General features: G+C 50.7%; 11 protein-coding genes. 10 read left to right on the top strand and 1 reads right to left on the bottom strand.

Going from position 1 to position 12,311, the window contains the following annotated elements:
• The first annotated feature begins 30 nt into the window (after window positions 1-30).
• The 8 genes from FYJ64_RS01275 (at window position 31) to hpf (ending at window position 8,255) form a co-directional block, all read left to right on the top strand.
• Entirely contained in the window at window positions 31-1,302 is a 1,272-nt protein-coding gene (locus FYJ64_RS01275) for a tRNA nucleotidyltransferase/poly(A) polymerase family protein (RefSeq protein WP_154573435.1), read from the top strand.
• A 51-nt stretch (window positions 1,303-1,353) separates the two neighbouring features.
• Complete coding sequence (gene recD2, locus FYJ64_RS01270) at window positions 1,354-3,612, top strand: SF1B family DNA helicase RecD2 (RefSeq protein ID WP_154573434.1); 2,259 nt, start codon at window positions 1,354-1,356, stop codon at window positions 3,610-3,612.
• Window positions 3,591-4,283 (top strand): ComF family protein, encoded by a 693-nt coding sequence (locus tag FYJ64_RS01265; RefSeq protein ID WP_154573433.1) that lies wholly within the window; start codon window positions 3,591-3,593, stop codon window positions 4,281-4,283. Before recD2 ends, FYJ64_RS01265 begins: the two co-directional genes overlap by 22 nt.
• 78 nt (window positions 4,284-4,361) lie before the next feature.
• The gene (locus tag FYJ64_RS01260; RefSeq protein WP_154573432.1) at window positions 4,362-4,802 is read left to right on the top strand and encodes a DUF6568 family protein; all 441 of its coding nucleotides are present in this window, start codon (window positions 4,362-4,364) and stop codon (window positions 4,800-4,802) included.
• Between the two features lie 2 nt (window positions 4,803-4,804).
• A complete protein-coding gene (locus FYJ64_RS01255; RefSeq protein WP_154573431.1) occupies window positions 4,805-5,848 on the top strand; it encodes a hypothetical protein in 1,044 nt (347 codons plus the stop codon).
• Window positions 5,849-5,866: 18 nt separating this feature from the next.
• Window positions 5,867-6,118, top strand: coding sequence for a hypothetical protein (locus tag FYJ64_RS01250; RefSeq protein WP_154573430.1), 252 nt, complete (start codon window positions 5,867-5,869; stop codon window positions 6,116-6,118).
• Between the two features lie 551 nt (window positions 6,119-6,669).
• Window positions 6,670-7,605 carry an MBL fold metallo-hydrolase gene (locus FYJ64_RS01245; protein ID WP_154573429.1) on the top strand — a complete coding sequence of 312 codons (936 nt, stop codon included), beginning with the start codon at window positions 6,670-6,672 and terminating at the stop codon, window positions 7,603-7,605.
• A gap of 122 nt (window positions 7,606-7,727) precedes the next feature.
• A complete protein-coding gene (gene hpf / locus FYJ64_RS01240) occupies window positions 7,728-8,255 on the top strand; it encodes a ribosome hibernation-promoting factor, HPF/YfiA family (RefSeq protein ID WP_075714675.1) in 528 nt (175 codons plus the stop codon).
• A 177-nt stretch (window positions 8,256-8,432) separates the two neighbouring features.
• Here hpf and FYJ64_RS01235 read toward each other — a convergent pair whose 3' ends face one another.
• Complete coding sequence (locus FYJ64_RS01235) at window positions 8,433-9,995, bottom strand: sodium:solute symporter family transporter (protein ID WP_154573428.1); 1,563 nt, start codon at window positions 9,993-9,995, stop codon at window positions 8,433-8,435.
• A 231-nt stretch (window positions 9,996-10,226) separates the two neighbouring features.
• Here FYJ64_RS01235 and cdaA point away from each other — a divergent pair, with 231 nt between their 5' ends.
• Window positions 10,227-11,090: a diadenylate cyclase CdaA gene (gene cdaA, locus FYJ64_RS01230; protein WP_154573427.1), complete on the top strand. Its 864-nt coding sequence runs from the start codon at window positions 10,227-10,229 to the stop codon at window positions 11,088-11,090.
• Entirely contained in the window at window positions 11,077-12,297 is a 1,221-nt protein-coding gene (locus FYJ64_RS01225; RefSeq protein WP_154573426.1) for a CdaR family protein, read from the top strand. Before cdaA ends, FYJ64_RS01225 begins: the two co-directional genes overlap by 14 nt.
• The last annotated feature ends 14 nt before the right edge of the window (window positions 12,298-12,311 follow it).

The raw sequence follows: 12,311 nt of genomic DNA, 5'->3' as shown, positions 1-12,311 counted from the left end.
CAAAATATATCAAACGAGGAGGATGGATCATTGATCAAGTTCGACAAGGATGTTCACGGGGCGATGAAGACGCTGGAGAAGGAGGGCTTCGAGACCTACGTGGTCGGCGACTGTATAATCGAATGGGCGCTGGGTGAATCTCCCTGGGAATGGGATATGGTGACAAAGGCAGATCCGGAGACGATCCGGAAGATCTTTCCGGAGGCGGAGGTCGAAGATGAGAGAAACGGAATCTTTCGTCTGGATTTCACCTATGAGGAGGAGGACGAGTTCGGAGAGACCTCGGTGAAGGGTTCGACCTGCGATATCGCGACGATGGAGGGTACGATTGAAGAGGAGGTGTCCGGCTACGGCTTCACTGCGGCCGCCATCGCAGACAACCCGGAGCGTACTCTGGTGGATCCGTACGGCGGAATGGAGGATATCAGGAACCGGTTGCTGAAGACGGTGAAAGATCCGGATGAGCTGTTTCGTGAAGAGCCGATCCGCATGATGCAGGCGATGCGCTATGTTTCCCAGTACGGATTCGATTTGCAGAAGGGTATGGCGGACGCCATTGTGCGGAACTGGCGCCTGCTTCTAGATCACCCGGTCGGACCCATCCGGCAGGAGTTGGAGCTTGTGCTGACCGGGAACAATACCGGAAAGGCTCTGAATATGATGGCGGATACCGGGCTTATGGCGGCCGTCTACGGTGAAGAGGTCGCCCGTAAGATGAGTTCCGGAGAGGGACAGCAGTTTGTCACACTGTGTGAGAATATTGACAAAACCAGGCCGGTGCGGCTCCGGAGACTCGGCCTCTTTTATACGGTTCTCAATGAAAAGAGAGGACTTGCGGCGATTGAGCGCATGAATTTCGACCAGGCGACGGAAACGAGACTGAAGGAAGCGATGACAGAACTTCTGAAGGTCACATTCCTTTCCAATACGCAGGATCTGAAGCGATATATATATGAAAACGGCTATCAGAAATACAATTATCTTCACAACCTCACGAAGGCTCAGCGTATCGTCTATGATCATCCTGCCATGAAGATCGAGGCCAGAAATGCACTGCTGAAGGCGGTGCAGGAGAATAACGAACCGATCTTTGTGGAGGATCTCTGCATCGACGGAAACGATATCATGGAGGCAGGAATCACCGACGAGCCGGAGAAGGCCGAGGAACTTCTGCATCTCGTGGTCGCCAAGGTGCATCAGGATCCGCGGAACAACGACCGGAAGTATCTTCTGAAAATGGCGAAGAAATACAGCAAGAGCAAGCTCAGCGCCAACAGCCGCTACGTACACTGGCTGCGGTAGAGTGCGGAAGAGCAGGCGGATCCGGCGACGGAGCCGCGGGACCGGGAGAGTATGGAAACAAAAAAAGGCGTACTGACAGAGATTATATTTCATAATGATGAAAACGGGTACACGATTGCCGACATGGAGACAGACGATGAACTTCTGACGGTTGTGGGAAATCTTTCTTCTGCGGCGAAGGGCACCTGTCTGGAACTTACCGGAACATTCAAGAATCATCCGCGTTACGGAGAACAGTTTGTATTCACTGAGGCGAGGGAAGTTCTGCCCACCACCCGCGCCGGCATCGAAGGTTTTCTGGCTTCGGGGATCATTAAGGGAATCGGTTCCAAGACAGCGGGAGCGATTGTCGCGAAATTCGGGGAAGAGACACTGCAGATTATTGAAAAGCAGCCGGAACGGCTTTGTGAGGTTCCGGGAATCGGATCGAAGAAAGCCGATGTCATTGCGGCGTCTTTTGCGGAGCACCGGGAGTTCGCGGATGTGAGTCTGTTCTTCCAGGGTTACGGCGTGTCTGCCGCGCAGACGCTGCGCCTGTACAAGGGCTATGGAAAGGATGCGGTTTCCCTGATTCAGGAGAATCCGTACCGGCTGGTGGACGAACTGTACGGCTTCGGGTTCCGGCGGGCGGACGATGTGGCCGCCCGGATGGGCGTGGCATCGGACAGTCCGTTCCGGATTCAGAGTGGGATACGATACGGACTGATGAGTTACGTCAGTGACGGGAGCACATTCGTTCCGCAAGAGGTTTTGTGCGAGAAGGTGGCACAGATTCTGGAACTCACCCGGGAGCAGGTGAAGGATGAACTGGTGAACATGGCATTTACCGGCGACGTGCAGCTTGATACCATACGGGATGAGCCGGTGGTTTATCTTTACAGCTATTACCTTGCAGAACAGAAAGTATGCCGCAATCTCGTCGCCATCGCCCACGGAGACCTGAAGGCTCCGGCCGTCGATATAAAAAAGAGCATTGAAATGACGGAGACAGCCACAGGACTACGCCTGTCAGAGAAACAGAAATCCGCAGTGCTTCGCGCCGTGACCTCCGGAATCTCAGTAATTACCGGGGGCCCGGGAACCGGAAAAACTACGATCATCAACACGATCATCAATGTCTTTGAGGAAAGTGGTTTCAATGTGGCGATTGCTGCTCCCACAGGACGCGCCGCAAAACGGATCACAGAAACCTCCGGCCATTACGCTTCCACGATTCACCGGCTTCTGGAATATTATTATTCGGAAGGCATGGATGAAATGCAGTTCGGAAAAAACGCAGAGGATCCGCTGGATTACGATGTGGTCATCATCGACGAAGCTTCCATGATCGATCTGCTTCTGATGCAGAGCCTGACAGAGGCGATCCGGCCCGGAACCCGCCTGATTCTGGTGGGAGACAGCGATCAGCTGCCTTCCGTCGGGGCGGGGAATGTTCTTACGGATATCATCGAAAGCGGCATGATTCAGACCTCACGTCTGACGGAGATCTATCGGCAGGCAGAGGAAAGCATGATTGTAGTCAATGCCCACCGCATCAATCACGGGGAATATCCGACGCTGAACGGAAAAGACACGGACTTCTTTTTCATGGAGCGGAGCAGCGAGAAAGAGATGCAGAGGCTGATTACCGAACTCGTTACGCGGCGGCTTCCTGCGTATTATGGAGTTGATCCTGTCGGGGAAATTCAGGTGCTTTCACCGACAAAGAAAGGTCTGGTGGGCACTGTGGAACTGAACAGCGTTCTGCAGGAGGCCTGCAATCCGGCGTCGCCGGATGCCGCAGAAAAGAAATTCGGAGACCACGTTTTCCGAGCCGGCGACAAGGTGATGCAGATCCGCAATAATTACCAGATGGAGTGGAAGATTCCCGGCGTCGCTCAGAGCGGGCAGGGCGTGTTCAACGGGGACGTGGGCTTCATCCAGGCGATTGACAACGAGTACGGCAGTCTTACGGTACTGTATGACGATGAACGGTTTGTGCAGTATGATTTTTCTCAGCTGGATGAACTTGAGCTGGCTTATGCTGTGACGGTGCACAAAAGTCAGGGCAGTGAATTTCCTGTCGTCATCATGCCGGTTTCCTGGTTTCCACCCATGCTGGCGACCAGAAATCTGCTCTATACTGCGGTGACCCGCGGTAAGCGGATCGTTGTTCTCGTGGGATCAGAGAACCGGATGTGCGCCATGATTGATAACGACCGAATCCGCCTGAGGTATTCCGGTCTGCAGGATCGGCTCGGGAGGATGATGGAATTTGAAGAGACTGACACCGGGAAGGAGGAACTCGTGTGGGACGACCGGGACGTTTAACGCCGGCGGGAGCGCGGGCGTTTGTGGAATCGGTTCTGGATCTGATTTACCCGCCGTCGCTGTATTGCAACTGCTGTGGAAATCTGATCGACGAAACCAGAACGTATAATCTTTGTGATCACTGCATCCGGCATATCCGATGGGATCAGGATCCGCCGAGGGAGCGGGACGGGATGCGGACGCTGCGCTGTGCGCAGTACGGAATCTATGAGAGGACACTGATTTTTTCCTTAAAATACAACGGGCACAAATATATCGCGAGAGATATTGCGGAAATGATGCGGGATAGGCTTGAGGCTGCCGGCATCTTTTTTGATGTCATCGTACCTGTTCCGATGAATCCAAGGAAGGAGCGGGCGCGCGGATTCAATCAGGCGGCGCTGATCGCGAAGCATCTCGGCAGGCTTACGGGCGCGGATTCTGTTCCCGGAGCACTGCGAAGAACGAGAGACACCCGACCGATGCGCGGGCTTTCGCCGACGGAGCGGGAGGAAAATATTCGAGGAAGCATTGAGCCTGACATGGAGACCGCGGAAAGAATTCGCGGGCGAACGGTATTGCTGCTGGACGATTTCTACACTACCGGTGCAACCGCTCTGGAATGCAGAAAGGCGCTGATGCACGCAGAGCCGGCAGATGTGATTTTCATCGCGTTCGCGGCAAAATACTGATGGTTCTGCGTTTATGCAATTGCTTGATTTTTTATATATGAGAGTGTAATATAGGTAAGCGAAATAAATGCACTGAATATGGAGGTGGTGTCAATTTATAAAAAAGTAAAGATGTATATCTTAGTTGGCTTAATATTAACTGCAGTTGTGGCAGGTGCAGCGTTCTGTGCTAACCAGCAAAAGGGAGAAATAATTTCAATATCAAAGCGTGAACTTAACGAAATGATTAATTCAAAAGGAACATTTTACGTTTATGTGGGGAGACCTAATTGCCCAGACTGTCAGGAATTTTATCCAGAATTTGAAAAGAGTGTCCACGACAAGGGTATTACAATCTATTATTTTAATACCAAAGTAAAAGTCAGTCAGAAAAGTGAAATGAGTGAATATGTTAAATCAATGGGTATTAATGAAATCCCAGCGATACTGGAAGTCAATAAAGGCAGGATTGTCACGGTGTATGATGGACAAATCGATAATGACATGAAGAAATTTTATGAAAAATGTAGGGAGAATTAGACATGGAAAAAGTGTTTGGTAAGAAAAGCAGAATGTTATCTCTTTTGATAGTCCTCCTTCTGTTGTTTGTAACAACAACAGAAGGATTTGCAATCACTGCAGAAAGTGAGGAGGAGAAAGCCTGCGAAAAGCAGGCACAGATAATTGAAAATATGACGTCGAAGAACTTGGTCAATGATGACGTATATGAAACAAAGAATGCTTTTATAGCAGATGGCTATTCTTCTGAAATTATTATACCTAAGGATGGTGATGATGTGATCGAACTAAATGACGGTGAAGGCGAAACACTAGAATTTAGATTACCGGAGGAAGCAAAAGGAACCAAAGGGTTGTTGTCTGAAAGTGGTATGATGGTTTATAATTGTGAGAAAGATGTTTCAGTAGCTGTGCAGCCACTGACGGAGCAAGTTGGGGACGAACAGATTGATAGCGTGAGAGCCCTAATTACTATATCAAAGGAAACGGCTCCGCATGAATATGATTTTGAATTTGATCTTCAAGATGGTGAGAAACTTGTCACGGCCAAGGAGTATTTGGGCGCTGACTATGATACAGGAGAAGCCTATGTGGTTGATTCTGATAATCAGATTGTATCAGTTATTGATCCTGCTTGGGCAAAGGATGCAAATGGAAACTCAATTAGTACTCATTATGATGTGAGAGGAAATTCATTAATTCAAATTGTGAATTTTGACGAGAATACTGCTTTTCCTGTGGTTGCAGATCCCACTGCGTGGCAAATCACAAAATGTGCCGGAGCAATTGGATGGGTGGTGGGTTCTACAGTTTTTGCTGCAGCTAAAATAGCAAAAATAAAAAAATACATTAAAGCCTTGGGTGGCGTGAAAAAAAGTGCAAGCAAACTGATTGGAATTATAAAGAAGGCGAAAGCTATAGCAAAGAAGCATAATACTTCAACGGTCAAAGTATTAAGAAGGGCGAAGTACTCAAAAGAACTGTGGGAAGGCGTAGGAAAGACACTTATGAATTTTGGGGCGGCAGTGCTTGGGATAGATGCAGTAGTTGATCAATGCTCGTTTTAAATGAGGGGGTCGTGTGCGATGACTAAGAGCAGTTCATTAAAATTCGGTATGGTTCTTTTATTTTTGGTTTCTGTTGTATGCGCTATTATAATACAACTTGAACCACTAAGATTTATTTTTACGGCAGTAGCATTTCTGATGCTTGGATTTTATAATACAATTGAGCATAGAACTGATAAGAAAAAAGGATCGTTATATTTTTCAGTTATGTTTTACTGCTTTAGTTTATCAGCTATGGCTTTTGCGGGGATGTCTATGATAATCGGATAGCGATATAAATTAAAAAATAGAATTAATACTCTACTCTTGTGGTAAAGCGACAACTGCAGAGTAGAGTTTTTGTTTCAAAAGAGCAATTTTATACTTAACTCGGTGGATAATTTTAATTGGGAGAGTAGATAGATGCATCATTATATCATTCGCCGACGATTTCTACACTACCCTCCAACCGCTCTGGAATGCAGAAAGGCGCTGATGCACGCAGAGCCGGCAGATGTGATTTTCATCGCGTTCGCGGCAAAATACTGAAGGTACTGCGGCGAAATACTGAAGGTTTTCCGTTGAAACGAGGCGCGTTTACTGATATACTTGGAATTAACGTTTCCGGGGTCTGTGGTTGAAAATCCAGGCCAGGCGCGGGCGAAGGGATCCACGTAAACCGCCGCGGAAGGCGGCGACTATCATGGCGCGCTCTAGATGTAAGTCCTCGGTAAAATACCGGTCAAGGCGAGTGTGGGGGCAAAGACCAGGTCAGCCCGGAGACGTTTCTCTTATTTCTCAGAGGGACCCGCGAGGTGATTCAGGAAGGCAGGAACGCGGAAATGAAATGGAAAACGCCGGAAAAAAGACCTTATTACAGCAAGTACAGACAGATTGACATCCGGAGCGGACAGGGGTGGTATGAGTGCTACGAGCTTCCGGGGGATGTGTACGCCGTTTGCGAACCGCAGCATCTGCAGGAGGTCAACGTTTTCCTTATTTTCGGGGAAACCCGCGTGCTGATGCTCGATACGGGAATGGGAATCTGTGACATCCGGCCGGTCATCGAGGAACTTGTCATGCTGCGCTGCGGGGCGCAGGCCGAAGATATGCTGGACAATCTGATTGTCGTGAACTGCCATCTTCATTTTGACCACACCGGAAACGCATGGAGGTTTCCGGAAATCGTGACTGCGGATGTTCCGATTGTGCGCAGGCAGGCCAGAGAGGGAGTTCCCCATGAGCCTCTGGCGAATCAGGCCGATGAGGATATGTTCCTGTTCGGCTATCCGAAGGGCTTTGCTCCGGAAGACTACTGCATACGGCCTTATCATATCCGGTGCTGTGAGGACGGCCACCGGTTCCGGCTGGGCGGGCGCGAGGTGGAATTCATCACGACTCCCGGTCATACAGAGGATCACGCGATGCTGTACGATCACCGGGACGGCATTCTCTTCGCAGGGGATATGATTTACTTCGGTGCGATTTACGTTCAGTTCGACAACGAGATCCTGGGGCATTCCGACATACAGGAATACATCGATTCACTGGAGAAGGTGAAACGCCGCTGTCCGGACATGAGGAGCATCTATGTTTCGCATAACGATTTTATAACGGATCTGAGTGCGATCGACAAAATCAGGGATGCGCTGATTGCAGTGCGGGACGGCGAGGCAGAGGGTGAGCCGCTTCGGGATGAGAAATACGGGTATTACGGAGATCCCCCCACGATGCGGCAGTACTGGTTCGACGGATTTTCTGTTGTGGCCGGGAAATAAAAGGCTTTCCGTTGCGGGAAGTTTTTCGCTATGATATAATAATGTTGACCGGAAATATTGATTTCGGGTCTGCATATAAAAGCGCTTCAGCAATCATGCGGAAGCGGAAAGGAAGGTCACATATGAAGGTAAACATCACAGGGAAGAATTTTAACACGTATGATCGCCTGCAGGAGACCGTGGAAAAGAAACTCGACAAGCTCGACAAGTATTTTTCAGATGAAGCGACAGCTAAAGTCGTTTTGTCAAAAGAGAGGGGAAGAGACAAAATTGAGGCAACGATCAACGCCAAGGGCGCTGTGTTCAGAGCGGAGGAGGTTACCGATGACATTTACGAGGGAATCGACCTGGCGGTAGACAAGCTGGCCAGCCAGATGTCTAGATTCAAAGGAAAACTGAGGAAACGCTATAACGACAATAAAGCTCTGAAGTTTGAATTCATGCCTGAACCGGAGACGGAAACGGAGGAGGCGAAAGTCGTCAAGGCCAAGAAATTCCAGCTGGAGCCCATGTCCGAGGACGAGGCCGTCCTGCAGATGGAGATGCTGCAGCACGATTTCTTCGTATTCCTGAATATGGAGACGGACAGCGTTAATGTCGTATATAAGAGAAAAGACGGAAATTACGGATTACTGGAGACAACCTATTGATCTCTCAGTTCCGTATTGACGGATAAAATGCAGGGGCCGCCCACCGGACCGATGATGCTTCATCGTCCGGTGAGCGGCCCTTTCTGCGTGTGCGGCGTGGCCGTGATGTGGTGCGGCGCGGCTGACGGCATTACAGCGGCTGCAGCGTTCGCAGAGTCTCGCTGCCGGAGCGGCATACTATTTGTCCCGGTCTCCGAGCACTGTTTTGGCATGAACAACGACGGAACGGTCGTAACAGCGGAACATGTCATCAACTCCCGCGGGCGCGGTTTTTTGTGTAAGAAGAGAGACGACAGGGACGATCAGCAGTGAGACGATCATGGATAACACGCCGGAGTACAGGGAATTCTGGAAGAACCAACGGAGGACGGGGCCGGCCGGAGTGAAGAGCCCCAGGGAGATGCAGAGCTGGAGCAGCATCATAACCGTTCCGAATCCGAAGGCGGTCAGTACAGACGCGCGGGTGGTTTTTTTCCAGTAGAGTCCGTAGAGGAAGGGAGCCAGGAAGGAGCCGGACAGGGCGCCCCAGGAGATCCCCATAAGCTGCGCGATGAAGGTGATCCTCGAACGGGCCTGTACGATGGCAATGACTGCCGAAATGACGATGAAAACCGCGATGAAAATCCGCATGACAGTCATTTTCTGTGCCTCGCTCATTCTGTTCCCGCGCAGCGGATCGATGAAGTCCAGCGTCAGTGTGGAGCCGGAGGTCAGCACCAGTGAGGACAGGGTGGACATAGACGCGGACAGCACGAGAATCAGAACGACGCCAATCAGGATATCCGGAAGGCCGGAGAGCATGGTCGGAATGATGCTGTCCATTCCGTTTGACTGCACCTCCTGCTCCGTGGTGAACAGGTGTCCGAAGCCGCCGAGAAAGTAACAGCCTCCAGCCACGATGATGGCGAAAAATGTCGACACGATGGTGCCGGTTTTGATGCTGCGCTCATTGTCGATCGCATAGAATTTGCTGATCATCTGCGGAAGTCCCCAGGTGCCGAGCGAGGTGAGGAGAACGACAATCAGCAGATACAGCGGCTGCGGGCCGAAAAAAGATACGTAGGCGCCCTTCATCACAGGTGAGCTCACTTCCGACATTTTTACCAGCGAACTCATGAACCCGCCGTTCTGCGCGAGAACCGCGAGGATGACCGCAACGATGCCGGCCAGCATGATCAGTCCCTGGATGAAATCGTTGATGGCTGTGGCCATATAGCCTCCGGCGATAACATAAACTGCGGTCAGCAGAGCCATGACGATGACGCAGATGGAATAATCCACGTTGAAGGCCATGCGGAACAGTCGGGACAGTCCGTTATACAGCGACGCCGTATAGGGAATCAGGAATACAAAGGTGATGAAGGAAGCCAGAACCTTCAGCCGTGCGGAGCCGTATCGCTGTCCGAAAAATTCCGGCATGGTGCGGGAACCCAGATGCTGCGTCATGATGCGTGTCCGTCGACCCAGGATGACCCAGGCGAGGAGAGAGCCGATAAAGGCGTTGCCCAGACCGATCCAGGTGGAGGCGACCCCGAAATTCCAGCCGAACTGGCCTGCGTAGCCTACAAAGATAACTGCGGAAAAATACGATGTGCCGTAGGCGAAGGCGGTGAGCCATGGCCCGACGGAGCGTCCTCCCAGAACAAAACCGTTCACGTCGGTACTGTGCCGGCGGCAGTAGAGGCCGATGGAAATAAACACAGAGAAAAAAGCGATCAGCAGAACTGTTTTAATTATCATATGATGGAACCTCCGATATCGTTGAAACCTGACGGTTCGGCGGACACGGCGTATCCGTGCAGGCCGATTTTTCAATTATACCGAATTCACGTGGAGACTGTCAATGCAGAGAAAGGAATTATTCCACACCCTGCACAATATCTGATTCCGCACAAACTATCCCCACAGATACCTTGATATTTTGTGCCGTTTCATATACAATTAAATGGGTTGAGTAGAAGGGGATTTTTTATGCATGAGTTGCAGACATTTTTCACAAACACAATATACAGCATCGGATGGAATGATGCTCTGGACATTGCAATTACAACCTTTGTGCTTTACAAGATACTGGAATTCATCAAGGAAACCAGGGCGCAGCAGTTGGTTAAGGGGCTCGCTGTTCTGGTTATCGCCTATTTCCTGTCGGGGATCCTGAATCTTCATGTGGTTCACTGGTTTCTGGGCGGCGCATTCACCGTCGGCCTGTTCGCACTGGTCGTGCTCTTTCAGCCGGAGCTGCGGCGCGGTCTGGAATATATGGGCAGAAGCAAGCTTTTTCATGCCCGCCTGGTTACTCAGGTGGATAAAGATAAGGCCAAATTCATCTGCGATGAAATAGCAGACGCGGCTATGTCCTTCTCTGCCAGCAAGACCGGCGCTTTGATCGTATTTGAGCGTGAGATTACGCTGGAGGATATCGCGGAAACGGGAACCCTTATTAATGCGGAAATTTCGGAAGAACTGCTGGGGAATCTTTTCTACGAGGGATCGCCGCTGCACGACGGTGCGGTCATCATCCGCGGAGACAAGGTTTATGCGGCAGGCTGCGTGCTCCCTTTGACAGATAATAAAAACCTGAATAAAAGTCTCGGAACAAGGCATCGGGCAGGCATCGGCATCACTGAGAACTCCGACGCCCTGACCCTGATCGTCAGCGAAGAGACCGGAATCATTTCCATTGCACAAGAGGGAAAAATCACCCGGTTCCTGGACAAGAAGAGCGTGGAAAAGATTTTGTTCAACCTTTTCATCACAGAAGAGGAGGACAAAAAAATCTCCAGGCTCGGAAGGCTGGGAAACCGGCTGGGAAGGGGGAAGCATGCTTCAAAGTAAAAAAGGCAACCTGATTATCTCCCTGATCCTGGCGCTCATCCTCTGGTTCTATGTGGTAGGAGAGATGAATCCGACGACGAACAAGACCTACCGCAATATCCCGATCACACTGACCAATACACAGACGCTGCAGGATAACGGAATGGCGGTCGTCAGCACCAGCTCTGAAAAGATGAGTATTACCATCACCGGAAAGCGCAGCGCCGTCAACAAAGTACGATCTGCCGATATTTCCGCAACAGTGGACGTTTCAGAGGCCGCGGCCGGAAACAATCAACTGAGGGTCAACATCAGCGTCCCCAACAGCGTGGATGTGAAGGATCAGAGTCTGAACCGCATTACGGTCAACGTGCAGAAACGGATCAGTGCCAGCAGGCCGGTACGTATTCTGTACAGCGGAAGCGGAGGGGCGAATACTGAAGCGACAACGACCTCAGTGGATCCAAAGCAGGTCACAGTCAGCGGAGCCAGATCGCAGGTGAATAAGGTATCCTACGTGAAGGGGCTGGTGAACGTTTCAGACATAAAAACCAGTGAAACTGTGATTTCCGCCAGACTGACGCCGGTAGACGCCGACGGAAATGAAGTGAGCAACGTAACCCTGTCACAGAACAGAGCGAATGTAAAAACCGTTCTATACTATACAAAGAAGGTGGCACTGACCGTGCCGGTCAAGGGTGAGAACAGCGGGGACTATAAGCGGACGTGGAAGGCTCCGTCCACCGTTGTGATTAAAGGGAACAGGAATGCAATTGATAAAATCAGCAGCGTGACGGCGAAAACCATCGATCTGTCCGATGTGGCGGAATCCACTACGCTGAAAATAGAGCCGAATCTGCCGGACGGAGTGGAATTGGCGGATACCTCTGACAACCTTACGATGAAGGTTACGGTGAAGGGATCATCAGCCGGGAACACCGGCATCTCCAAGACATTTTCTATCAGCGGCAAGAAGGTGGAACTCAGCGATGTGGACAATGATCTGAATGCCAGCATCACGACAGGCACGGTGCGGGTCACTGTTACGGGGACAAAAAATCAGATGTCAAGGATCGATTCCGGAGATATTAGAGTGTCTGCAAGCTGTGACGGTCTGAACGAGGGAACGCACAGCGTGAGTGTTAAGGCTTCCTGCGGAAAGGACCACAACGGAATAGCGGTGACTCCGGCTCAGATTACGGTTATTCTGACAGATAAAAGCAATTAAGCGGAGGAGGAATT

The sequence above is a fragment of the Hornefia butyriciproducens genome (genome assembly GCF_009695915.1).
In the GTDB taxonomy this organism is placed as follows: domain Bacteria; phylum Bacillota; class Clostridia; order Peptostreptococcales; family Anaerovoracaceae; genus Aminicella; species Aminicella butyriciproducens.
Note: the sequence above shows the minus strand (reverse complement) of the source record. Positions and strands in the feature narration are given on the sequence as shown.

What these genes read in the sequence shown, in the direction of transcription:
- recD2 (WP_154573434.1), top strand. Translation starts at nt 1,354, where the DNA reads ATGGAAACAAAAAAAGGCGTACTGACAGAGATTATATTTCATAATGAT.
- FYJ64_RS01260 (WP_154573432.1), top strand. Translation starts at nt 4,362, where the DNA reads ATGGAGGTGGTGTCAATTTATAAAAAAGTAAAGATGTATATCTTAGTT.
- FYJ64_RS01255 (WP_154573431.1), top strand. Translation starts at nt 4,805, where the DNA reads ATGGAAAAAGTGTTTGGTAAGAAAAGCAGAATGTTATCTCTTTTGATA.
- FYJ64_RS01250 (WP_154573430.1), top strand. Translation starts at nt 5,867, where the DNA reads ATGACTAAGAGCAGTTCATTAAAATTCGGTATGGTTCTTTTATTTTTG.
- FYJ64_RS01245 (WP_154573429.1), top strand. Translation starts at nt 6,670, where the DNA reads ATGAAATGGAAAACGCCGGAAAAAAGACCTTATTACAGCAAGTACAGA.
- hpf (WP_075714675.1), top strand. Translation starts at nt 7,728, where the DNA reads ATGAAGGTAAACATCACAGGGAAGAATTTTAACACGTATGATCGCCTG.
- FYJ64_RS01235 (WP_154573428.1), bottom strand. Translation starts at nt 9,995, where the DNA reads ATGATAATTAAAACAGTTCTGCTGATCGCTTTTTTCTCTGTGTTTATT.
- cdaA (WP_154573427.1), top strand. Translation starts at nt 10,227, where the DNA reads ATGCATGAGTTGCAGACATTTTTCACAAACACAATATACAGCATCGGA.
- FYJ64_RS01225 (WP_154573426.1), top strand. Translation starts at nt 11,077, where the DNA reads ATGCTTCAAAGTAAAAAAGGCAACCTGATTATCTCCCTGATCCTGGCG.